This is a genomic window from Variovorax sp. V213, assembly GCF_041154455.1.
Classification (GTDB): domain Bacteria; phylum Pseudomonadota; class Gammaproteobacteria; order Burkholderiales; family Burkholderiaceae_C; genus Variovorax.
Genome location: NZ_AP028664.1, coordinates 1,156,206 through 1,176,875, shown reverse-complemented (window position 1 = coordinate 1,176,875; position 20,670 = coordinate 1,156,206). Strand labels below are relative to the sequence as shown.

Annotated in this window: 22 protein-coding genes; 14 read left to right on the top strand and 8 right to left on the bottom strand. The window is 65.6% G+C overall.

Going from position 1 to position 20,670, the window contains the following annotated elements; all coding sequences use genetic code 11:
- Positions 1 to 2: 2 nt before the first annotated feature.
- From ACAM55_RS05760 to ACAM55_RS05730, 7 genes are read left to right on the top strand one after another with little or no spacing between them, the layout of a single operon-like run.
- Positions 3 to 548 (top strand): TRAP transporter small permease, encoded by a 546-nt coding sequence (locus ACAM55_RS05760; protein ID WP_369655086.1) that lies wholly within the window; start codon positions 3 to 5, stop codon positions 546 to 548.
- Positions 545 to 1,822: a TRAP transporter large permease gene (locus tag ACAM55_RS05755; protein ID WP_369655085.1), complete on the top strand. Its 1,278-nt coding sequence runs from the start codon at positions 545 to 547 to the stop codon at positions 1,820 to 1,822. Before ACAM55_RS05760 ends, ACAM55_RS05755 begins: the two co-directional genes overlap by 4 nt.
- A gap of 27 nt (positions 1,823 to 1,849) precedes the next feature.
- Positions 1,850 to 2,869: a TRAP transporter substrate-binding protein gene (locus tag ACAM55_RS05750; RefSeq protein WP_369655084.1), complete on the top strand. Its 1,020-nt coding sequence runs from the start codon at positions 1,850 to 1,852 to the stop codon at positions 2,867 to 2,869.
- 16 nt (positions 2,870 to 2,885) lie between these two features.
- Positions 2,886 to 3,665 (top strand): SDR family oxidoreductase, encoded by a 780-nt coding sequence (locus ACAM55_RS05745; RefSeq protein WP_369655083.1) that lies wholly within the window; start codon positions 2,886 to 2,888, stop codon positions 3,663 to 3,665.
- Positions 3,662 to 4,462 carry an SDR family NAD(P)-dependent oxidoreductase gene (locus ACAM55_RS05740; protein ID WP_369655082.1) on the top strand — a complete coding sequence of 267 codons (801 nt, stop codon included), beginning with the start codon at positions 3,662 to 3,664 and terminating at the stop codon, positions 4,460 to 4,462. The genes ACAM55_RS05745 and ACAM55_RS05740 overlap by 4 nt, the downstream gene beginning before the upstream one ends.
- A gap of 4 nt (positions 4,463 to 4,466) precedes the next feature.
- Positions 4,467 to 5,336, top strand: a complete 870-nt coding sequence (locus ACAM55_RS05735; protein ID WP_369655081.1) for an oxaloacetate decarboxylase — start codon at positions 4,467 to 4,469, stop codon at positions 5,334 to 5,336.
- Between the two features lie 51 nt (positions 5,337 to 5,387).
- Positions 5,388 to 6,305, top strand: a complete 918-nt coding sequence (locus ACAM55_RS05730) for a dihydrodipicolinate synthase family protein (RefSeq protein ID WP_369655080.1) — start codon at positions 5,388 to 5,390, stop codon at positions 6,303 to 6,305.
- A gap of 38 nt (positions 6,306 to 6,343) precedes the next feature.
- On the opposite strand, the gene ACAM55_RS05725 is transcribed toward ACAM55_RS05730, so the two are convergent.
- Together ACAM55_RS05725 and ACAM55_RS05720 are read right to left on the bottom strand one after the other, a co-directional pair.
- Positions 6,344 to 7,660 (bottom strand): aminotransferase class V-fold PLP-dependent enzyme, encoded by a 1,317-nt coding sequence (locus ACAM55_RS05725; protein ID WP_369655079.1) that lies wholly within the window; start codon positions 7,658 to 7,660, stop codon positions 6,344 to 6,346.
- A gap of 2 nt (positions 7,661 to 7,662) precedes the next feature.
- Complete coding sequence (locus tag ACAM55_RS05720; protein WP_369655078.1) at positions 7,663 to 8,556, bottom strand: amino acid ABC transporter substrate-binding protein; 894 nt, start codon at positions 8,554 to 8,556, stop codon at positions 7,663 to 7,665.
- A 143-nt stretch (positions 8,557 to 8,699) separates the two neighbouring features.
- On the opposite strand from ACAM55_RS05720, the gene ACAM55_RS05715 reads away from it, so the two are divergent.
- Both ACAM55_RS05715 and ACAM55_RS05710 read left to right on the top strand, forming a co-directional pair.
- A complete protein-coding gene (locus tag ACAM55_RS05715) occupies positions 8,700 to 9,620 on the top strand; it encodes a LysR family transcriptional regulator (protein ID WP_369656343.1) in 921 nt (306 codons plus the stop codon).
- A 59-nt stretch (positions 9,621 to 9,679) separates the two neighbouring features.
- The gene (locus ACAM55_RS05710) at positions 9,680 to 10,150 is read left to right on the top strand and encodes an SET domain-containing protein (protein ID WP_369655077.1); all 471 of its coding nucleotides are present in this window, start codon (positions 9,680 to 9,682) and stop codon (positions 10,148 to 10,150) included.
- A gap of 22 nt (positions 10,151 to 10,172) precedes the next feature.
- Here ACAM55_RS05710 and ACAM55_RS05705 read toward each other — a convergent pair whose 3' ends face one another.
- From ACAM55_RS05705 to ACAM55_RS05685, 5 genes are all read right to left on the bottom strand, one after another.
- Positions 10,173 to 11,006, bottom strand: a complete 834-nt coding sequence (locus ACAM55_RS05705) for an IclR family transcriptional regulator (RefSeq protein ID WP_369655076.1) — start codon at positions 11,004 to 11,006, stop codon at positions 10,173 to 10,175.
- Between the two features lie 103 nt (positions 11,007 to 11,109).
- Positions 11,110 to 11,829 carry an SDR family NAD(P)-dependent oxidoreductase gene (locus ACAM55_RS05700; protein WP_369655075.1) on the bottom strand — a complete coding sequence of 240 codons (720 nt, stop codon included), beginning with the start codon at positions 11,827 to 11,829 and terminating at the stop codon, positions 11,110 to 11,112.
- A 13-nt stretch (positions 11,830 to 11,842) separates the two neighbouring features.
- A complete protein-coding gene (locus ACAM55_RS05695) occupies positions 11,843 to 12,826 on the bottom strand; it encodes a tripartite tricarboxylate transporter substrate binding protein (RefSeq protein WP_369655074.1) in 984 nt (327 codons plus the stop codon).
- Positions 12,827 to 12,882: 56 nt separating this feature from the next.
- Positions 12,883 to 13,623, bottom strand: a complete 741-nt coding sequence (locus ACAM55_RS05690; RefSeq protein WP_369655073.1) for an SDR family NAD(P)-dependent oxidoreductase — start codon at positions 13,621 to 13,623, stop codon at positions 12,883 to 12,885.
- Positions 13,620 to 14,147, bottom strand: a complete 528-nt coding sequence (locus tag ACAM55_RS05685) for a 2,4'-dihydroxyacetophenone dioxygenase family protein (RefSeq protein ID WP_369655072.1) — start codon at positions 14,145 to 14,147, stop codon at positions 13,620 to 13,622. Before ACAM55_RS05685 ends, ACAM55_RS05690 begins: the two co-directional genes overlap by 4 nt.
- Positions 14,148 to 14,351: 204 nt before the next feature.
- Here ACAM55_RS05685 and ACAM55_RS05680 point away from each other — a divergent pair, with 204 nt between their 5' ends.
- Genes ACAM55_RS05680 through ACAM55_RS05670 form a run of 3 tightly spaced genes read left to right on the top strand, consistent with a single transcriptional unit; the run spans position 14,352 to position 17,415 of the window.
- A complete protein-coding gene (locus ACAM55_RS05680; RefSeq protein ID WP_369655071.1) occupies positions 14,352 to 15,845 on the top strand; it encodes an NCS1 family nucleobase:cation symporter-1 in 1,494 nt (497 codons plus the stop codon).
- A 25-nt stretch (positions 15,846 to 15,870) separates the two neighbouring features.
- Positions 15,871 to 16,611 carry an aspartate/glutamate racemase family protein gene (locus tag ACAM55_RS05675; RefSeq protein WP_369655070.1) on the top strand — a complete coding sequence of 247 codons (741 nt, stop codon included), beginning with the start codon at positions 15,871 to 15,873 and terminating at the stop codon, positions 16,609 to 16,611.
- A 48-nt stretch (positions 16,612 to 16,659) separates the two neighbouring features.
- A complete protein-coding gene (locus ACAM55_RS05670) occupies positions 16,660 to 17,415 on the top strand; it encodes a GntR family transcriptional regulator (RefSeq protein WP_369655069.1) in 756 nt (251 codons plus the stop codon).
- Here the strand turns inward: ACAM55_RS05670 and ACAM55_RS05665 are convergent.
- Positions 17,412 to 18,104 carry a TetR/AcrR family transcriptional regulator gene (locus ACAM55_RS05665; protein ID WP_369655068.1) on the bottom strand — a complete coding sequence of 231 codons (693 nt, stop codon included), beginning with the start codon at positions 18,102 to 18,104 and terminating at the stop codon, positions 17,412 to 17,414. The two genes, ACAM55_RS05670 and ACAM55_RS05665, sit on opposite strands and share 4 nt — an antisense overlap.
- A 150-nt stretch (positions 18,105 to 18,254) precedes the next feature.
- Here ACAM55_RS05665 and ACAM55_RS05660 point away from each other — a divergent pair, with 150 nt between their 5' ends.
- Both ACAM55_RS05660 and ACAM55_RS05655 read left to right on the top strand, forming a co-directional pair.
- The gene (locus ACAM55_RS05660; RefSeq protein ID WP_369655067.1) at positions 18,255 to 19,313 is read left to right on the top strand and encodes an SDR family oxidoreductase; all 1,059 of its coding nucleotides are present in this window, start codon (positions 18,255 to 18,257) and stop codon (positions 19,311 to 19,313) included.
- Between the two features lie 14 nt (positions 19,314 to 19,327).
- Positions 19,328 to 20,584 carry an alpha/beta hydrolase gene (locus ACAM55_RS05655; RefSeq protein WP_369655066.1) on the top strand — a complete coding sequence of 419 codons (1,257 nt, stop codon included), beginning with the start codon at positions 19,328 to 19,330 and terminating at the stop codon, positions 20,582 to 20,584.
- The last annotated feature ends 86 nt before the right edge of the window (positions 20,585 to 20,670 follow it).

Here is a 20,670-nt window from a genome sequence, read left to right as displayed (position 1 = left end):
CCGTGGCCAGCACCTTCATCGACCGGATGTTCAAGGCCACCGAGGCCCTGCTCGCGGCCTTGCTGCTGGGCATGGTGCTGATGGTGTTCGGCAACGTGGTGCTGCGCTACGCCTTCAACTCGGGCATCCAGGTGTCGGAAGAACTGTCGCGCTTCTTCTTCGTCTGGCTCACCTTCATCGGCGCCATCGTCGCGATGCGCGACGGCGCACACCTCGGCATGGACGGCTTCGTCAGCCGGCTGTCGCGGCGCGGCAAGCTGGCCTGCCTGGCTGCCAGCCAGGCGATCGTGCTGGTCTGCTGCGCCATGCTGTTCTGGGGCACCTGGCAGCAGCACGAGGTCAATGCCACCACCAAGGCGCCGGTCACGCAGATCTCGATGATCTGGGTCTTCGGCGTCGGCTACCTGACCAGCCTTGCCATCGGCGCCCATGCGCTGCACGCGCTGTGGCGCATTGCCAGTGGCCGCTTGCGCGACGACGAACTGGTGCAGGTGACCGAGAGCGAGGAGATACCGCACGACACGGCCCACCCCGGAGCTCGGCCATGACGATCGCCGTCTTCACGCTTTCGCTGCTCGGCGCCATGATGCTGGGCACGCCGATCGCGTTCGCCCTGCTGATCTGCGGCGGTGCGCTGATGGTGTCGCAGGGCCAGATCGACACCACCATCCTGTCGCAGAAACTGGTGGAGGGCGCCGACAGCTTTCCGCTGCTGGCGATTCCTTTCTTCATGCTGGCCGGCGAGCTGATGAACGCCGGCGGCATTTCGCGGCGCATCGTCAACTTCGCGCTGGCCTGGGTCGGCCACCTGCGCGGCGGGCTCGGCCTGGTGGCGATCTTCGCCTCGGTGGTGATGGCGGCCATCTCCGGCAGTGCGGCCGCCGACGCCGCGGCCATCGGGGCGATGCTGATCCCGATGATGCGCCAGGCCGGCTACGACGTGCCGCGTTCGGCCGGGCTGATCGCTGCCGGAGGCGTGATCGCGCCGGTGCTCCCGCCGTCGATCGGACTGATCGTGTTCGGCGTCATCGCCAACGTCTCGATCGGCAAGCTGTTCCTGGCCGGCATCGCACCGGGGCTGCTGATGGGGGTTTCGCTGGTGATCGCCTGGCAGTGGGTGGCGCGGCGCGACAAGGTGATCGTGCAGCCGCGCCAGACGATGGCCGCGCGCGGCCGCGCCGCGGTCGACGGCTTCTGGGCGCTCCTGATGCCGCTGGGGATCATCGGCGGCCTGAAGTTCGGCATCTTCACGCCCACCGAGGCCGGCGTCGCGGCCTGCGTCTATGCCTTCGTGCTCGGCGCCTTCGTCTATCGCGAACTGAACTTGCGCCAGTGCTATGGCCTCCTCGTGTCGGCGGCGAAGAGCACCGCCGTGGTGGTGTTCCTGATCGCGGCGGCGCTGGTGTCGGCCTGGCTGATCACCACCTCCGATGTGCCGTCGCAGGTGGCCGCGATGCTCCAGCCCTTCATGGGCAACAAGATCTTGCTGATGTTCGTGATCATGGTCATCGTGGTGATCGTTGGCACCGCGCTTGACTTCGCACCCACGCTGATGATCCTCACGCCCGTGCTCATGCCGGTGGTCAAGCAGGCGGGCATCGACCCGGTGTACTTCGGCGTGCTGTTCATCATGAACAACGCCATCGGCCTGATCACGCCGCCGGTGGGCATCGTGCTCAACGTGATGTGCGGCGTGGCCAAGATCTCGATGAAGGACCTGATGCGCGGTCTGTGGCCCTTCCTGTGGGCCGAACTCTTCGTGCTGCTTCTGCTGGTGCTGTTCCCGGCGCTGGTGCTGGTGCCGCTGAAGTGGCTGAGCTGATTTTTCAATACAACCAGGAGACATACGATGCCGATTCAACCCCGTCTTTCCCGCCTGCTCGCCGTGGCCCTGGCGGCCGGCCTGGCCGCCGGTGCCGCGCAGGCCCAGTTCAAGGAGCGCAGCTTCCGCGTCTCCAACGGCGTGAGCAAGGAGCACCCGATGGGCAACGGCCTTGCGAAGATGGGCGCCTGCACGCTCGAGAAGAGCGGCGGCAAGATGAAGATCCAGCCCTTCTGGGACGGCGCACTCGGCAGCGACCTCACCAGCACGCAGAGCGTGCGCACGGGCTCGCTGGACATGGTGATCACCTCGACCGCACCGGTGGTCTCCATCGTGCCGGAACTGGGCGTGTTCGACCTTCCCTTTCTCTTCAATACCTCCAGCGAGGCCGACAAGGTGCTCGACGGCAAGACCGGCGACTGGTTCGCCGCCAAGCTGCCGGCGGTCGGGCTGGTCAACCTCGCCTGGTGGGAAAACGGCTTTCGCCACACGACCAATTCCAAGCGGCCGATCAACAAGGTGGAGGATTTCGAGGGCGTGAAGATGCGCGTGATGCAGAACACCATCTTCCTCGACACCTTCAAGACCCTGGGCAGCAACGCCGTGCCGATGGCCTTCACCGAGGTCTATTCGGCGCTCGAGACCAAGACGGTGGACGGCCAGGAGAACCCCTTCACCAACATCGAGAACATGAAGTTCTACGAGGTGCAGAAATACCTCACGCTGACCAAGCACGCGTACAGCCCCACACTGGTGCTGTTCTCCCGGAAGATCTGGGACACGCTCTCGCCGCAGGAGCAGACCACGCTGCGCGAATGCGCACTGCAGGGCCGCGACGAGCAGCGCCGCGCCAACCGCGCGATGGAAGCGCGCAGCGTGGACAACCTGAAGGCAAAGGGCATGACGGTCAACGAGATCGCGCCGGCCGAGATGCAGCGCATCCGCGAGCGCTCGAGCGTGATCTACGAGCGCCATGCCAAGGCCATCGGCGACGAGGCGATCACCATGGTCACCTCCGAACTCAAGCGCATTCGTTCCAGCAACTGAGGTGAAGGATCCCGCGATGAGTCTTTCAGGAAAAGTCGCCTGGGTCACGGGCGGCGGCAGCGGCATCGGACTGGCCGGCGCGACCGATCTGGCACGAGCCGGCTGCAGGGTCGTCATCTCCGGGCGCAAGGCGCCCAAACTCGACGCAGCCGTCGAAGCGGCCGAGCGCCTGGGCGCGCCGCGCGGCGCCATCACGGCCGCGCCGCTGGACGTGGCGGATGCGGCGGCCGTCGCGGAGGTGGCGCGGAGGATCGAGGCCGAGCTCGGCCGCGTCGACATCCTGGTCAACAGCGCAGGCATCAATTTTCCCAAGCGGTACTGGTGCGAAACCGACGCGCCCACGTTCGAGCAGGTGGTCGCCGTCAACCTGAACGGCGCCACCTATTGCACGCTGGCGGTGGCCAAGGGCATGCGCGCGCGCCGAGAGGGCACAGTGATCAACGTCGCCTCCTTCGCGGGCTGGCACTACGAGTACATGACCGGCCCGGCCTACACCGCCAGCAAGGCCGCGCTGATGGCGCTCACGCATTCGTTCAACATCGAGGAATGCGTCAACGGCCTGCGCGCGACCGCGCTGTGTCCGGGCGAAGTCGCCACGCCGATCCTGAAGAAGCGGCCGGTGCAGCCCAGCGAGGCGGACAAGGCGCGCATGCTGCAGGAGGCCGACCTCGGGCGCACGATCCGTTTCATCGCCGAGATGCCGCCGCACGTGTGCATCAACGAGCTGGTGATCTCGCCGGTGTGGAACCGCACCTACGTCGCGGGCGAGGCGTTGAAACGCAAGGCGGCGCCATGAGGCAGACCGCCTGCGAAGGGCCGGTGGTGGCGATCACCGGGGCCGGCCAGGGCATCGGCCGGGCGCTGGCACGGGCCTTCCATGCACAGGGCGCCCGGGTGGTCGTTTCGGACATCGATGCCGCGTCCTGCGCGGCCGCGGCGGACGAACTGCAAACGCTGGGCGTGCCGGCCGACGTGACGCGCGCCGAGCATTGCGCCGCGCTGGTCGAGCGCACGGCCTCTGAATTCGGCCGCCTCGACGTGATGGTTTGCAACGCCGGCATCATGCAGCTCAAGCCGCTGCTCGAGCTGGACGGCAGCGACTGGGACCGCATGCTCGGCGTCAACGTGAAGGGCAGCTTCCTCACGCTGCAGGCGGCGGCGCGGCAGATGCTGGCGCAACCGCCGCTCGCCGAAGGCCGGCCGCGCGGCAAGATCCTGCTGATGGCCTCCATCGCCGGGCGCAGCGGCGCCGGCCCGATCGCGGCGGTGATACCGCACTACCGCGCCAGCAAGGCGGCGGTGATCAGCCTGACCCAGTCGGCGGCCATCACCTTCGCGCCGCAGATCACCGTCAATGCGATCTGCCCCGGGCTGGTGGAGACCGACATGTGGCAGCGCATGGACCGCGACTGGACCGCACTGCAAGGCGTGCCGCAAGGCCAGGCGTGGCAGCAGCGCGTGGCCGCCGTGCCGATGGGCCGCGCGCAGACCCCCGACGACGTGGCCGACCTGGCGATGTTCCTCGCCTCGCAGGCGGCCGACTACATGACGGGCCAGTCGATCAACATCGACGGCGGCCTCATGATGAATTGAAGCCATGGCCTCGCATCCCGCACTGTCCCTGAAGGCGCTGCTCGCCGCCGGCCCCATCGTCCAGGCGCCCGGCGCCTACGACGCGCTGAGTGCGCGCCAGATCGAGCGCGCCGGCTTCCCGGCCATCTACATGACCGGCTTCGGCGCTACCGCATCGCGGCTGGGCCAGCCCGACATCGGCCTCATGACGCAGACCGAGATGACCGGCCACGCACGCGACATGGTGCGTGCCGTCGGCGTGCCGGTGATCGCCGATGCCGACACCGGCTACGGCGGCCCGTCGAACATCGAGCGCACCGTGCGCGAGTACGTCCAGTCCGGCGTGGCCGCCATTCACCTCGAGGACCAGGTGGCGCCCAAGCGCTGCGGCCAGATGGCCGGCATCCGGCTGATCGACGCGCGCGAGAACGAGCGCCGGCTGCGCTGCGCGGTGGCCGCGCGCGGCAGCGACCCGATGCTGATCATCGGGCGCACCGACGCATTGCCCGCCGCCGGCATCGACGAGGCGCTGGCGCGCGCCAAGCGCTGGCAGGACGCGGGCGTCGACCTGGTCTTCGTCGACGGCATCAAGAAGATCGCCGAGGTGGAGGCCGTGGCCAGGCGCCTGCCCGGGCCGAAGATCGTCTCCATCGTCGACGGCAACGAAACCACCGCTCTGAGCGCAGCCGACCTGCAGGGCATGGGCTTCGCCGTGGTGCTGTATGCAGTGACGGCCCTGTTCAGCGCTGCGCTGGCCGTCGAGCAGGCGCTGGCCCGCCTGCGGCGGGACGGCACGCCGCGCGACGTGCCCTCGCTCGCCTATGCCGACTTCACCCGCATCGTCGGCCTGCCGGCCCATCAGCAACTCGACGCGCACTTTGGCGCCGAGGGCTGAAACGCACTTCGTCTTCCTTGTCCCCAACCCTTCATCTTCGAAAGCCCGATCTTGAACACCCCCTCCACCGTTCCCTACACCGGCATCTGGCCCGCCCTGCTGACCCCGCTCGACGAGAAGCTCGGCATCGACACCCCCCGCTTCGCCGCGCACGCGTTGCGCCTGCTCGACGCCGGCTGCACCGGCGTGACGCCTTTCGGCACGACCGGCGAAGGCCCGTCCTTCAGCGTGAGCGAACGGATGAATGCACTGGCCGGCCTGGTCGCCCACGGCGTGCCTGCCGGGCGCATCCTGGCTTCCACCAGCTGTGCCGCGCTGCCGGATGCGTTCGCGCTGACCCGGCATGCGGTGGAGCTGGGCGCCTACGGCTGCCTGCTGCTGCCGCCCTTCTTCCTCAAGGGCGTTCCCGACCAGGGAGTGATCGACGCCTACCGATGGATCATCGACGGCGTCGCCGATTCGCGGCTGCGCATCGTGCTGTATCACATCCCGCAGGTGGCGGGCGTGGGGCTGAGCCACCACGTGATCCGTACGCTGAAGACGCTGTACCCGGAGACAATCGTGGGCCTGAAGGACAGCGGCTGCAAGCGCGAGGATTCGCTGGCCTACGCCGAGGCGTTCATGCCGCCGATGCAGGTGTGGGTAGGCAACGAGCCGGACCTTCAGACGATGGCCGCACGCGGCAGCCTCGGCGCCGTCAGCGGCATCGCCAATGTGATGCCGCGCCTCGTGCAGCGCCTGGTCGGAGGCTCCACGCAGCCCCAGGTCGACCAGCAGCGCGTGCTGGACCTCCTCAAGATTCTCGGCGGCTACGGATTGACGGCCGCCTTCAAGGGCTTGATGGCTGCCCTCGACGATGCGCCGGGCTGGATGCGGGTGCGGCCGCCGCTGGTGGCGCTGGATGCGGCCGAGTACGAACGGCTGGCGGCCCAGCTGCGCGCCTTCGGCATCGATCGCGACCGCGACTGAGGCCAGCCCTCGCGCCGTAACCCGACCATGGCACGAGGTCAGCCGGCTTCTTTTCGCGACCCGTTCGCGCTGGCAGCAATCTCCCGCGTCACCTGGAGAAACTTCTCCACGTCGGCGGCCGAGTGGCAGTGCAGCGGCGAAACCCGCACCGTGCCTTCGAGGCCGAAGGAGTCGAGCATGCGCTTCGAATAGATGCTGCTCGCCGCGCGCTCGTACACGGTGACGCCGCGCTTTCCGTACTCGACCACCGCCTGCGTGCAGTCGAGGCGCTCGAAGCCGATGCCGATGATCAGGTCGCGCTTGGTCAGGTCCGGATGATCGAGGAAGACCCTGACGCCTTCGATCCGGCGCAAGCCCCTGGCCTTGCCGCTCCCGTCGAGCAGCGCCGCGAGCAAGGCCCGCTCGTGCAGCTCGATGTGCGCGATGCCCGCCTCGAACAGCGCGCGGCGCCCGGTGGCGTCCGAAAAATGGCCGCCGAGCCAGCACACGTAATCCACGATTTCGGTGAGCACGGCAAACTGCCAGGGCGCGGAGCTGCCCAGGTCCCAGAAGTCGGGCTTCTTGCCCGCGAGCTTGTGGTGCGGCAGCAGCGCTGCGCGGTCCGACACCCATGAGAGCCCCGAGCCACGGCAGCCGAAGAATTTGTAGGGCGCCATGTTGATGCCATCCACAGGCGTCTTCTGCAGGTCGATCAGGCCGTGCGGCGCATGCTGCACGGCGTCCACCACGATGTAGAGATCGGGCTTGATCTCGCGCGCGCGCCGGACGATCTGTTCCATGTCGAGCTTGGCACCCGAGATGTTCGATGCATAGATCACGTTGAGCAGGCAGGTGTTTTCGTCCACCAGCCGGACGATCTCGTCGGCATCGACGCCGCCGGTCTCGGGATTGCTCTTTGCCACCCGCAGTTCGCGGCCGGATTTGCCCGCGTAGAGACTCATGGCGTCGAACGACGAGGGGTGCTCGAGCACGGTGGTGACCATGTTCGTGCCCGGCACGTTCTCGGCCACCGCGCGCACCATGTCGAACATCGCGCCCGATGCCGTCAGCGATGCATAGACGCTGCCGCCCCGCGCATTGAGGATGGTGCGCACGTCGGCCGCAGCCCTGGCCTGGATTTCCTGGAGCTCGACGGCCGTGGCGTGAATGCGCTCCGCGTTGTCGGGAATGGCGTCGACCTGCGCGAAGCGCTCGACCGCCGCCTTCAGCCGGAACGAGCCGCCCGCGTTGTCGAAGTAGAGGCGCTCGCGCCCGTGGTGGTCGTGGTCGACATGGAGAAAGCGCTGCTTCACCTCGCGCATCAGCGCGTCGGGAAACGCCAGCCCGTTGGCATGGTTCGGTTGTTGTTCCGACATCCTCAAACGCCCTTGTTGTTCGGGTTCTTGTAGACCTCGCGCACGGCGTCGGACATCGGGAAGTTGAGGTTCACGTTGCGCGGAGGAATGGGCGCCATGAACCACTTGGCATAGAGCTTGTCGATGGCGCCCGACTTCATCATCTCGGTCACGGTCTGGTCGACGATCGCCTTGAACTCGGGGTCGTCCTTGCGCATCATGATGCCGTAGGGTTCCTGCCGCAGCACGTCCTTCAGCAGCTTGTAGTCGGAGGCGTTGGGCTGGTTGGCGATGAGGCCGGCCAGCTGTACGTCGTCGAGCACGTAGGCCACGGCGCGGTCGCTCGCGAGCAGCAGGAAGGCGTCGGCCGTGTCCTTGCCCGCAATTTCCTGCACCTCGATGTTCTCGGTCTTGCGGAAGCCGCGCAGCAGCTGCATCGAGGTGCTGCCGGCCACCGTGGCCACGGTCTTGCCCTGCAGGTCGGCGATCGAGTTGATGCCCGAGTTCTTCTTCACTGCGGCGGTGATGTTGGTGACGAAATGGCTCGGCGCAAAGTCGACCTGCTGCTGGCGCTGCACCGTGTTGGTGGTGGTCGCGCAGTCGAGGTCGACCGTGCCGTTCTGCACCAGCGGAATGCGGTTGGTCGAATTGAGCAGCGTGTAGCGCACCTCGATCTTCTGCAGGCCGAGCTTGGCCTTGATGGCGTCGACCACCTTCAGGCAGATCTCGTTGGTGAAGCCGATGGGCGCGCTTTCGGCGCCGGTCTTGTAGGAAAACGGAATCTGCGTGTCGCGGCTGCCGATCTGCACCGTGCCGGTTTCCTTGATCTTGCGCAGCGTCGGGCTCTCTTGAGAGGCGGCAGCACCGCAGAACAGCGCAATGCTGGCGCCGAGCACGAGGGACTGTTTGAGGTTCATGGAATGTTCCTTTGAAGATGAGGCAGGAAGTACACAGGGCAGGACCGGAGCGAATCTTCTGCGCACCTTCAAATTTCTAAAAGCGATTTTTTGTGATTGAATAACATGAATAAAAGTATTCAATCCAAAGGGCACGCACCGTGATGACCTTCAAGCAGCTCGAAGCCCTGTACTGGATCGCCAAGCTCGGCGGCTTCGCCCAGGCGGCCAACCAGCTTCACACCTCGCAGTCGGCCGTGTCCAAGCGGGTGCATGAACTCGAGCTGCTGTTCGACACGGAGCTTTTCGACCGCAGCCAGCGCGCCGCGCGCCTGACCGAAAAAGGCGAAGAGATGTTCGTCCTCGCGGCCAGGCTGCTCGAGCAGCGCGACGCCGCCGTCGAGCAGTTCGGCAAGCCGGGCGTGGTGGAGCGCCGGCTGCGCATCGGCGTGACCGAACTGACTGCGATGACATGGCTGCCGCGGCTCGTCGGCCTGATCCAGCAGCACTATCCCAAGGTCATTCTCGAGCCCGACGTCGACGACAGCCTGCAATTGCGCGACAAGCTGCTGGCCGACGAACTCGACCTGGTGATCGTGCCCGACACCTTTGCCGATTCGCGCATGCAGAGCAAGGCCATCGGCCAAGTGGAAAGCGCCTGGATGTGCAAGCCCGGCGTGGTGCCAGCCACCGGCAGCATGCGGCTGCACGAACTCGCGCGGCACCGCATGCTGGTGCAGGGCAAGAACTCCGGCACCGGCCGCGCCTACGACGCCTGGATGAAGGACCAGGGCGTGCAGCCGTCCGACACCATCGTGGTGAGCAACCTCGTGGCGCTGACCGGGCTCACGGTGTCCGGGCTGGGCGTGAGCTACCTTCCGCGCCAGTGCCTGGACCCGCTCGTTTCGGCCGGCATGCTCGCCGTGATCGACGTGGTGCCTGCCCTGCCGGTGGTGCGCTACGTGGCCATGCACAAGGGCGAGCACCGCAGCGCGCTCACATCCTCCATCGTGATGCTGGCGCAGGAATGCTGCGATTTCACGCGCATGTTCCAGGCCCAGGCCGACGAAGATCCCGACAGATGAGCAAGCTGCTGGTGCACACTTGCCACTCGCCTTGTCTCCCACCCCCGCCTCTTCCGCACATGAAACCCCGCAAGCAAACCTCGTCCACACCCAACATCCGGGTCGCGCCCAGCGGGGTGCACGGGCTCGGTGCATTTGCGGCGTGCGACCTGCCGGCCGAGGCATTCCTCGGCCTCTACGAAGGCCGGCGCTACACACCGCAGGAGATTGCGGCCAAGTCGTGGAACGACCAGCTCACCTACCTGTTCACGCTCTCCAACCACGAGACGATCGACGGCGCCAAGGGCGGCAACGGCACGCGCCACCTGAACCACGCCTGCGATCCCAACTGCGAGGCGGTCGAGGAATACGACGACGCGGGCGAGCTGATGCTCAAGTTCCAGACCCTCGTGCCGGTGGACGCGGGCGACGAGCTGTTCATCGACTATTCCCTGACCGCGGACGATGGTTCGCCGGCCGAAAAATACCCCTGCCGTTGCGGCTCGCCGAACTGCCGCGGGACCATGCTCGCGCCGCTGGAGGCGGACTGAGCGGGCGCCGCAAGAGCGCCGGCTAGAGCATGTCGCCGGCCGAGAGCGAGGGCGTCTGGGCGATGCGCTCCGAGATCACGCGGCAGGATTCCAGCAGCGGCGCCACATAACTCTGCAGCGGATCTTCCTTCTGGCGGAACACCAGCGTGCTGACGCTGATCGCAGCCACCGGCGCACCGCCCGTGCCACGGATGACGGCCCCGAAGCAATAGATGCCGGGTTCGTTTTCCTCGTTGTCCACCGCCCAGCCGCGCTCGCGGACCTCGCGGATCACTGCCTGCAGCTGCGCTGGGTCGACCGGCGTGTTGGCGGTGTAGCGCGGCATCGGCAGGTCCTTGAGCAGCGCCTTGACCGCGCCGTCGTCGAGCGCTGCCAGGTAGGCCTTGCCGACGGCCGTCGAGTGCAGCGACACGCTGGTGCCGATGCGCGAGGCCATTCGCACGGCACTCGGGCTCTCGAGCTTCTCGATGTAGACCATGCTCGTGCCGTTGGGCACGGCCAGGTGCACCGTCTCGCCGGTCACGTCGCGCAGGCGCTTGAGTTCGTCCACCGCCGCCAGGCGCAGCTCGGAGCGGCCCCAGCTGCGGCTCGCCAGCTGGATCAGGCGCGGACCCAGCGCGAAGGTGGCGCCATGCGACTGCTCCGCCAGCAGGCGCTCGGCCACCAAGGCAGCGACGATGCGATGTACCGTGGGCCGCGGAAAGCCGGTCGCGCGCATCAGCGCCGCAACGTTCATCGGCTCTTGCGCATCCGCCACCAGTTGCAGCACCTGCATGAACTTGGAGAACGCGGCGGTGCCCGCCACTTGCGGCTGCACGCGCGCCGGCGGGGCACGGGAACTGGAGGATGCGGGCATCGAACGACGATTGGAAGGAAGTGGGCTCGGGCGGTGGCCTTCGATTATCCCCACGAACTTCCGGGCGCCCTCCCTTCGTCCAGGTCGGATTGGCGAGCCGCGCTCAGCTCACCATGTAGCCGCCGTCGACCGGCAGGATCACCCCGGTCATGAAGGCCGCGGCCGGCGTGCACAGGAACATCGCGGCGCGCGCCACGTCGTCCGGCGTGCCCCAGCGGCCCATGGGCGTGCGTGCCAGGATGGGGCCGGCGCGCGCCGGGTCGTCCTGCAGCGCCTGTGTCAGTGGCGTCGCGATCCAGCCCGGTGCCACCGCGTTGACGCGGATGCCATCGGCCGCATAGGCGATCGCCAGCGACTTGGTGAGTTGCGCCACGCCCCCCTTGCTGGCCGCATAGCCAGGCACCAGGCCGCCGCCGAAAAAACTCAGCATCGAAGCCATGTTGACGATGCAGCCGCCGCTGGCCTTGAGCCGCTCGCGCGTTGCGCTGCACACCCGCATGGTGCCGGTGAGGTTCACCGCGAGCACCTTCTCGAACACTTCGAGATCGTGCTCGGCGCCGCGCTGGATGATGCCGGCGCAGTTGAAGACAATGTCGAGCCGGTCGATGCCTGCCAACGCTGCGTCGAGGCTTGGCGCCGAGGTCACGTCGGCCTCCTTCACCTCGACGGCGGCATCCAGCGTACCGTCGCCCTTGCCCAGCCCGATGGCGGTGACCCGGGCACCCAGCGCGGCCAGGTGGTTGGCGATGACAGCGCCGATGCCCTGGGTTGCACCGCTGACCAGCGCGCGCTTGCCATTGAAGAGTCTTGCTTGGTAGGTCATGGCGCCGGCACTCTCAGTTCTTGATGTCCAGCTTGCCCATCAGCGCCTTGAAGTAGGCGTTGTCCCTGGCCATGTTGGCCTTGAAGGCCACGTCGTCGGCATACGAGAAGCCCAGATTCTGCTTGTCCAGCACCTCGCGGAAGGCCGGCTCGCTGGCCGCCTTCTGGCTCAGGTTCTTCAGGTAGGCCACGACTTCCGGGGGCGTGTTCTTCGGCGCCGCGATGCCCCGCCAGGTACCGATAACCAGGTCGATCCCACGCTCCTTCAGGGTCGGCACCTTGTCGAAGCCCTTGACGCGCTGCTCGGCCATCACCGCCAGCGTCTTGAGCTTGCCGGCCTGCACGTACGTCGTCACTTCGGCTGGGCTCACTGCGACGGCGTCGATGTGGCCACCCAATAGCGCCAGCACAGCCGGGCCGGCACCCTGGAACGGCGTGTGGTTGAACTTGGCACCGGTCTTGTCTTCCAGCGCGGCGGCGGCGAGATGCCAGATGGAGCCATTGCCGGCATTGCCCATGCTCAGTTTGCCGCTGTCCTTCCTAGCCGCGGCAAGGAATTCCTCGACGGTGTTCCACGGTGCGTCCGCGCGCACGGTGATGGCGGATTGGTCCGCGTTCAGGCGGGCAATGGGCGTCAGGTCCTCATAGGTGAATTTCGCGAGGCCCATGTGCGGCAGCGTGGTGAGTTCCACCGTGACGACCGCCAGGCGGTAGCCGTCGGGCCTGGCATTGACCACGTCCTGCCAGCCGATCGCGCCACTGGCGCCCGGCTTGTTGACGATGATCATGCTCTGCGGCATGTGCTTGCGGGTGGCATCGGCAAAGGCACGTGCCAGGGCGTCGGTGCCGCCGCCCGGCTGGAAAGGCACCACCAGCTCGACGGGCTTGCTGGGGAAGTCGCGCGCCTGGGCCGATGCCGGACCGGCGGCAAGCAGGCCCGCGGCGGGCAGCAACGAAAGCACCGCCAGGCGGCGCAGGTTGCGGGCGAATCGAATCATGGAATGTCTCCGTGAGGTGAAAGAGATGAGGAAGGAAAAAAAGGGAGTGCAACGACTCAGTAAGTCGCGCGCCCGCCTGAAAGGTCGAACACCGCGCCGGTGTTGAAGCTGCACGATCCCGAGCAAAGCCAGGCCACCATTTCGGCCACTTCGCTGCTTTCGCCCAGCCGCTGCATGGGGCTCTTGTCGATCATGGCCTGCACGTGGGCGGGCGACATCTGCTCGAGGATGGGCGTGCGCACGGCGGCTGGCGCGATCGCATTCACCAGGATGCCGGTGCCCGCCAGTTCCTTGCCGAGCGACTTGGTCAATGCCAGCACGCCCGCCTTGGCCGAGCTGTAGGCGGAGGCGTTGGGCGTGCCCTCCTTGCCGGCCAGCGAGGCGATGTTGACGATGCGCCCTGCCCCGGCCCGGCGCAGATACGGCACCAGCGCGCGGCAGACGTGAAAGGTGCCGAGGAGGTTGACATCGACGATGCGGCGCCACGTCTTCGGGTCGTACTCGGCCAACGGCATGGTGGGGCCGGCAAGGCCGGCGCTGTTCACGACGAAGTCGATGCGGCCGAAACGGGCCGCGGTATCGCGGGCCGCGTCCTCGACGCCGGCCAGGTCGCTCACATCGACGCGCCAGGCGTCGTCGCTTGCAGCAGGCTCGGCCAGGTCCCACACGGCGACACGCGCTCCGCTTTCTCGCAAGCGTTGGACGACCTCCGCGCCGATACCGCTGGCGCCGCCGGTCACGACACCGGCCCGGCCCGCGAAGTCGTAGCGGGCCATTGCAAGGCGTCCGCCGGTCATCGAATGAACTGCTTGACGTAATCCGCACCCAGGCCGACGGCATCGAAGTGCTTGCGGCACATGTCGATCTTGGTGAACACGTCCTCGTAGCCGATGCCCTTGCCCCATGGATCGGTGTAGTACATGACCCCGTTGACCTGGAAATACGTGATCATTTCCTCGACGTCTTCGGGCACGTAGAGGGTGTGCGTTTCACCCGGCGGCTCGAAGACGTAGCTGCCTTCGGTCGCTTCCCAGTCATGTTCGAGGTAGCGCCAGCGGCCCTTCAGCACGAAGCCATGCACCGCCTGCGGATGGCGATGGCGGCTGAGCACCCCCGACTTGCGCACGCGCAGCAGATTCATCCAGTAACCCTGGCTCGCGTTCAGGCACAGCGGGCGGAACCACACGTTCTCGGCCTGCGGCACCCACAGGCGCTCGTCCGTCGGAATGGCGTGCGGCACCACGATCTCGGGCAGTGCGTCGGGCGGGTTCGGGTATTGGTAAGGGGTCTTCGGGTTCGGGTCGGAATCATCGAGTGGCATGCGGATTCGTCCATATTGTGGATGTATGTCCATATTATAGATTTCAACACCCCAGCCTCACCCCCGGGAATCTACGGATATATGAATTGCCGGATGGCCTTGATTGCACACTGTTTTTGTATACAAATAACGCACCCGATACCCGGCGCGAAATTCGCGCCGGAAAAACGGCCCCTCAACCCACCATTCGCACGAGGAAAGACCATGAGCACAGTCGTCAGCCAGGCCCCCGCGGGGGCGAGCGAAGCCGGCCATGCGCCGCATGCCGAATCCAACGCGCTGATCAAGCCCGGCTACCACCCGCGGCTGACCAACGAAGACCTGGCCCCGCTCAAGAAGCAGACCTGGGGCCAATACAACATCTTTGCGTTCTGGATGTCCGACGTGCACAGCGTGGGCGGCTACATCACGGCCGGCAGCCTGTTCGCGCTGGGCCTGTCGAGCTGGCAGGTGCTGGTGTCGCTGCTCGTGGGCATCGTGATCGTGCAGTTCTTCTGCAACCTGGTGGCCAAGCCGAGCCAGGTGACGGGGGTGCCCTACCCGGTGGTTTGCCGCGCCTCGTTCGGCGTGCTGGGCGCCAACATCCCGGCCATCATCCGCGGACTGATCGCGGTGGCCTGGTACGGTGTGCAGACGTATCTCGCATCGGCCGCCTTCATGGTGCTGGCGCTGCACATGTTCCCCAACCTCGCGCCGTATGCCGACGTGGCCCGGCACGGCTTCGCGGGCCTGTCGACACTGGGCTGGGTGGCGTTCATGATCATGTGGGTGCTGCAGGCCTTCGTGTTCTGGCACGGCATGGAAGCCATTCGCAAGTTCATCGACTGGGCCGGCCCGGCCGTGTACGTGGTGATGGCCGTACTCTGCGGCTGGCTGGTGTGGAAGGCAGGCTGGAGCAAGATCGACCTGAACCTGGGCGGCATCAAGTTCCAGGGCTGGGACGCGCTGCCGGTGATGCTCTCGGCCATTGCGCTGGTGGTGAGCTACTTCAGCGGCCCGATGCTCAACTTTGGCGACTTCTCGCGCTACGGCAAGAGCTTCGACGCGGTGAAGAAAGGCAACTTCTGGGGCCTGCCGATCAACTTCGTCTTCTTCTCGCTGCTGACGGTGATCACCACGGCCGCCACGCTGCCGGTGTTCGGCGAGCTGATCACCGATCCGGTGCACACCGTGGGCAAGATCGACAGCACCACCGCCGTGGTGCTGGGCGCACTGACCTTCATGATCGCCACCATCGGCATCAACATCGTCGCCAACTTCGTCTCGCCGGCCTTCGACTTCTCGAACGTGGCGCCGCAGCACATCAGCTGGCGCACGGGCGGCATGATCGCCGCGGTGGGCTCGGTGTTCCTGACGCCCTGGAACCTCTACAACAGCCCCGAGGTCATTCACTACACGCTCGATGTGCTGGGCTCGTTCATCGGGCCGCTGTTCGGCATCCTGATTGCCGACTACTACATCGTGCGCAAGCAACGGATCGACGTCGACGCGCTCTACACCATGAGCAAGCAGGGCAAGTACTGGTACAGCGGCGGCTACAACCCGAAGGCGATCCAGGCGCTGATCCCCTCCGCGCTGGTGCCGATTCTTTGCGTGATGGTGCCGGCGCTGCGCGGTGGCGCGAACTATGCATGGTTCATCGGCATGGGTCTGGGCTTCGTGCTCTACGTGCTGCTGAACCGCAACAACAAGACCTGAAACACTGAAAGAGAAGGAACGCGCCGTGCGCATCAAGATCATCAATCCCAACACCACCTGGAGCATGACCGAGAAGATCGGCGCCTGCGCCCGCGCGGTGGCGCACGCCGGCACGGAAATCGTCGCGGTCAGTCCGGCCATGGGCCCGGTCTCCATCGAGAGCCACTACGACGAGGCGCTGGCCGTGCCAGGCCTGCTGCAGGAGATCGCGGCCGGCGAGCGCGACGGCATCGACGGCTACGTGATCGCCTGCTTCGGCGATCCGGGCCTGAAGGCCGCCCGCGAACTGGCGCGCGGCCCGGTGGTGGGCATTGCCGAGGCCGCGATGCACATGGCCAGCATGGTGGGCAGCCGCTTCAGCGTGGTGACCACGCTGGGCCGCACGATGGGCCAGGCCTGGCACCTGGCCGAGATCTACGGCATGGAACGCTTCTGCGCCAACGTGCGCGCCTGCGAGCTGCCGGTGCTCGAACTCGAAGAGCCCGGCTCCAACGCGCGCGAGCGCATCGTCCGGGAATGCAGGCGCGCGCTCGAGGAAGACGGCTCCGACTGCATCGTGCTCGGCTGCGCGGGCATGACCGACCTGTGCGAGCACATCGGCGGCCTGCTCGGCGTGCCGGTGATCGATGGCGTGGCCGCGGGCACCAAGCTCATCGAATCGCTGGTCGCGCTGAAGCTTTCGACCAGCAAGCGCGGCGAACTGGCCCATCCGCTGCCCAAGCGCATGACGGGCGCGCTCGAGGGCTTCACCCTGGCCGGCCCGTAAGAAGGATGTGCGGGCGCGCCGGCAATCCCGCTGAGCCACAATCCCGCCATGCCCCGCGCCAGTTCCAAATCTTCCGCCTCCCCTGCCACCGCCGCTCCCGCCGAGAACGGTGCGGCTGCCGCCGACAAGGGCAGCTCCATCGAGAGCATCGCGCAGGACATCGCCACCGCCATCGTCGAGAAGCGCCTGCCGCCCGGCACCTGGCTGCGCGAGGAGGCGCTGGGTCGCGTCTATTCGGTGAGCCGCACCAAGATCCGCGCGGCTTTGCTCATGCTGTCGAAAGACAAGCTCATCGAGATGATTCCCGACAAGGGCGCGTTCGTCTGCCAACCCACGGTGCAGGAGGCACGCGAGGTGTTTGCGGTGCGACGCATCCTCGAAAGCGAAGTGGTGCGCCTGTTCATCGCCAATGCACGGCCGCGCGACTACCAGGTGCTGGAGCAGCACATCCGCTTCGAGCGCACCGCGCTGCGCCAGACCACCACCACGGGCACCGTGCGCGAGAAGGTGCTGGGCGATTTCCACGTGGCGCTGGCCGAGGCCACCGGCAACAAGACCCTGGCCGAGCTGGTGCGCGAGCTGGTGGCGCGCAGCTCGCTGATCGCCATGCTCTATCACTCGTCGAACGACCCGCATTGCTCGTCGGACGAGCACTCCGAGTTCCTGCGCATCTGCCGCAAGGGCGACGCGGAAGGCGCGGTGGCTTGCATGATCGACCACCTGGAGCGCATCGAGGCCAGCCTGGAGCTCGGCACCGAGAAGCCCGACCGCCAGCTCGACCTGGTGAAGGCGCTGCTCGCCTAGTCTGGGGAGGGTCTGCGTTTTTTCAGCTCGCGCGAAGAGGAGTCAGTCGGCGCGACAGCCGTGGTTCCCAGGCGTTCCGCACCTGCGATCAGTCCGCGCAGGAACACCATGATCAACCGTCCCGAGGGATCCGAACGGGTGGTCGTCCGCTGCAATGCCAGCCCGTGCGACAGTGCCATGAAGGCAGCGGCCAGTTCGTCCGGTGCGGCAGGAGGCATGCGCCCGAGTTTGTTGAACAGCTGGCCGATCACGCCGCCGATCTCGGACCGGTGCTTGTCCCACACCTTCTGGTACTCCGCAGCGAAGGTTTGACTGCGGTTGGCATGCAGCTGCAGTTCGATGGAAAGCATGCACCAATCGGCATCGTGATTGAGCGTGGAAGCCCAGGCTTCCAGTTCGGCCAGCATCTGCTCGGGCTTTTGTCGGTCGTTGCCCATGACCTTGGATAGCTGCGCCGCTTCCGCTTCCATATGCCGTCGCAGCAACTCCAGCAGGACGTCCTCCTTGCTCGAAAAGTTCGAATAGAAGGCGCCTTGGGAGTAGCCCGCCTTGTCCGCGATGTCGCGGATCGACGCGCCCCCATACCCGTTCGACACAAACAAGTGCTGCGCGGTTTCGATCAGACGCTCGCGCGTCTGCGCCCGGCTTTCCTCGCGGGTCAGGCGCTTTCTTGCTGTCGCTGGGCTCATGTCTCAAAAGATATCACATGAACTTTGGATATCGACTGGCGGTCGCGCTTTCCGAAAACAACGCCGAACATCGAGGCTCAGATATCACTTGATATTTCAAAATGGCAGAGATACATTCAAAGATCATTTGATCTTTGAAATTCAATCGATATGGAAAAAACCAGAAACCTGAGGTCCGCGTTTGTCACCGGCGCTACCGGCCTTCTCGGCAACAACCTTGTACGCGAGCTCCTCGTGCGAGGCGTCTCTGTCAAGGCCCTCGTCCGCTCGGAGGCCAAAGGTCGACAACAGTTTGCAGGGGTGAAAGGCGTCGAGCTGGTGCTGGGCGACATGGCGGATGTACCCGCTTTCTCCAACGCACTGCAAGGATGCGACGTGGTGTTCCACACCGCCGCGTTCTTCCGGGACAACTTCAAGGGCGGCAGCCACTGGGGAGAGCTCAAGCGCATCAACGTGGACGGCACGCAGCAGCTCATCGAGCAGGCCTACTGCGCCGGCATCCGGCGCTTCGTTCAGACCTCGTCCATCGCGGTGCTGAATGGCGAGCCGGACATGCCCATTGACGAAACCTGCCTGCGTGACCTGGCAGATGCCGACGACGACTACTACCGCAGCAAGATACTGGCCGATCAAGTCGTGTCGGCCTTTCTTGCGAGGCACCCGGACATGCATGCGAGCTTTGTCCTGCCAGGATGGATGTGGGGGCCGGCCGATATCGGCCCTACTTCGTCGGGACAATTTGTCAACGATGTGGTGCTCGGAAAATTACCTGGGTTGCTGCCCGGCAGCTTTTCCGTTGTCGACGCCCGCGATGTGGCGAGGGCGCAAATTTCGGCGGCGGAGCAGGGGCAGCGCGGTGAACGCTATCTGGCTGCCGGCCGCCACATGACGATGCAGGAATTGGTGCCCCTGGTGGGGAAGATCGCGGGCATCAAGACGCCGACACGCCATTTGTCCTTTGCGCTCCTGTATCTCTTGGCGGCGGTACAGGAACTCTATGCGCGGATCAGCGGCAAGCCCATCCTGCTCAGCCTGGCGACTGTCCGGCTGATGCGCAAGGAGGCGGGGCGCAGCCATTTCAATCACACGAAGAGCGAGCAGAAGCTTCAACTGAAGTTTCGCCCGATTGAGCAAACCGTTGCCGATACGGTCGCCTGGTATCGCGGCAATGACTGGCTGCCAAGCATGTCGACCCAAATCGAGTCCTGAGCAAGGGAAAGACCGTGACGAACAGATTGATCTTGAAACTCCTGACGGCCTTCGCAGCTGTTCTTTCCATCGCGGCAGCGCCGCAGGAATCCGCAGCGCAGAGCATTCCTTCGGCCAGGGCTGCAGACAGCATGGCCGAGTTCTGCAGAGAAGGACAGGCGGGGTACCCGGGAGGCATCGCTCGCATGCATCCTTCGTTCAAATTCAACATCTGCTGGTGGCTCGAGGATGCCGGCATCAAAGCAAGCGCGTTCGACGACATCGTCCGAGCGCTGCCAGAACACGCCGGGCCTTCGCAGGCGGTCTGGCAAGCGACTTTCAGCAAGCCCGCTCAGGTGCATCTGGAACGAGCCCGCGTGGCCGAAGAGCGTGGCGACAGCACTGCTGCATCGGCCGAATACAAGAAGGCCGCTTTCTACCTGCGGATGAATCGGCTTCCCAAGCGTGTCCCCGCCGCGGATCTGCAGGCGACCGAACGAGCCCACGCGCTTCTGGGAAAACCGCTCCAACGGATCACGTTCAAGACCGGAGAGAAAGAATTCGTCGGCTACTTCCGGGCACCGTCGACACGACACCGCAGCAACGAAAAGCTGCCGGTGCTGGTTGTTCTCGGCGGCCTCGACAACTTGAAGACGGAGATGATCCGGCACAGCGACTACTTCATGAGTCGCGGTTTCGCCACCATCATTGTGGAAAATCCAGACACTGGGGAGAACCAGCTTGGATTCCGTCCGGAGTCCTCTGTGATGTTCGACACGGTTGCCGACTACATCAAGACCCGCGGCGACCTGGACTCGAGCCGAGTGGCCGTCTATGGCTGGAGCATGGGGGGCTATCTGGGAACGCTTGGCGGGCTGAGGAACGACTTCTACAAGGCGATTGTCAACATAGGCGGCCCCAGCGATTCGAGCTTTGGACAGGCGCATTGCAAGATTGCTCCTGCATGGATCGTCGCACCCTACACCGTGTTTGCGAACATGAATCCGCAGACGGCACCTCGTCAAGCAATGTGCGAATACTACGAAGCATTCCAGCTCTCACGTCAATTGAAGACGCCGACTACGGTGCAATTGAGCAAAGCCATTCTCATGGTGAACGGCGCTCGCGAAGATCTCGTCTCCAGGGATGAACCTGCTTCTCTTGCGGCTCTTGGCTTCAATGTGACGCAACTGGTGTTTGGGGATGATGGTCACACGGCGGAGCTGAACATGCGAGAGCACTTCGAGTTCACCGCGAACTGGCTCATGCGGCGGCTGAAGATGGAAGATTGATGCGGGTTTTCCTGCATCCAGATTGCAGCATAAATTGTATACAGTTTGGCGTACACAACGAGTGGACGCCACGGACACCGCGCCGT

Bases quoted from the DNA above. Each gene is read 5' to 3' on its own strand.
- ACAM55_RS05755 (WP_369655085.1), top strand. From the start codon at position 545: ATGACGATCGCCGTCTTCACGCTTTCGCTGCTCGGCGCCATGATGCTG.
- ACAM55_RS05750 (WP_369655084.1), top strand. From the start codon at position 1,850: ATGCCGATTCAACCCCGTCTTTCCCGCCTGCTCGCCGTGGCCCTGGCG.
- ACAM55_RS05745 (WP_369655083.1), top strand. From the start codon at position 2,886: ATGAGTCTTTCAGGAAAAGTCGCCTGGGTCACGGGCGGCGGCAGCGGC.
- ACAM55_RS05740 (WP_369655082.1), top strand. From the start codon at position 3,662: ATGAGGCAGACCGCCTGCGAAGGGCCGGTGGTGGCGATCACCGGGGCC.
- ACAM55_RS05735 (WP_369655081.1), top strand. From the start codon at position 4,467: ATGGCCTCGCATCCCGCACTGTCCCTGAAGGCGCTGCTCGCCGCCGGC.
- ACAM55_RS05725 (WP_369655079.1), bottom strand. From the start codon at position 7,660: ATGTCGGAACAACAACCGAACCATGCCAACGGGCTGGCGTTTCCCGAC.
- ACAM55_RS05720 (WP_369655078.1), bottom strand. From the start codon at position 8,556: ATGAACCTCAAACAGTCCCTCGTGCTCGGCGCCAGCATTGCGCTGTTC.
- ACAM55_RS05715 (WP_369656343.1), top strand. From the start codon at position 8,700: ATGACCTTCAAGCAGCTCGAAGCCCTGTACTGGATCGCCAAGCTCGGC.
- ACAM55_RS05710 (WP_369655077.1), top strand. From the start codon at position 9,680: ATGAAACCCCGCAAGCAAACCTCGTCCACACCCAACATCCGGGTCGCG.
- ACAM55_RS05705 (WP_369655076.1), bottom strand. From the start codon at position 11,006: ATGCCCGCATCCTCCAGTTCCCGTGCCCCGCCGGCGCGCGTGCAGCCG.
- ACAM55_RS05700 (WP_369655075.1), bottom strand. From the start codon at position 11,829: ATGACCTACCAAGCAAGACTCTTCAATGGCAAGCGCGCGCTGGTCAGC.
- ACAM55_RS05695 (WP_369655074.1), bottom strand. From the start codon at position 12,826: ATGATTCGATTCGCCCGCAACCTGCGCCGCCTGGCGGTGCTTTCGTTG.
- ACAM55_RS05690 (WP_369655073.1), bottom strand. From the start codon at position 13,623: ATGACCGGCGGACGCCTTGCAATGGCCCGCTACGACTTCGCGGGCCGG.
- ACAM55_RS05685 (WP_369655072.1), bottom strand. From the start codon at position 14,147: ATGCCACTCGATGATTCCGACCCGAACCCGAAGACCCCTTACCAATAC.
- ACAM55_RS05680 (WP_369655071.1), top strand. From the start codon at position 14,352: ATGAGCACAGTCGTCAGCCAGGCCCCCGCGGGGGCGAGCGAAGCCGGC.
- ACAM55_RS05670 (WP_369655069.1), top strand. From the start codon at position 16,660: ATGCCCCGCGCCAGTTCCAAATCTTCCGCCTCCCCTGCCACCGCCGCT.
- ACAM55_RS05665 (WP_369655068.1), bottom strand. From the start codon at position 18,104: ATGAGCCCAGCGACAGCAAGAAAGCGCCTGACCCGCGAGGAAAGCCGG.
- ACAM55_RS05660 (WP_369655067.1), top strand. From the start codon at position 18,255: ATGGAAAAAACCAGAAACCTGAGGTCCGCGTTTGTCACCGGCGCTACC.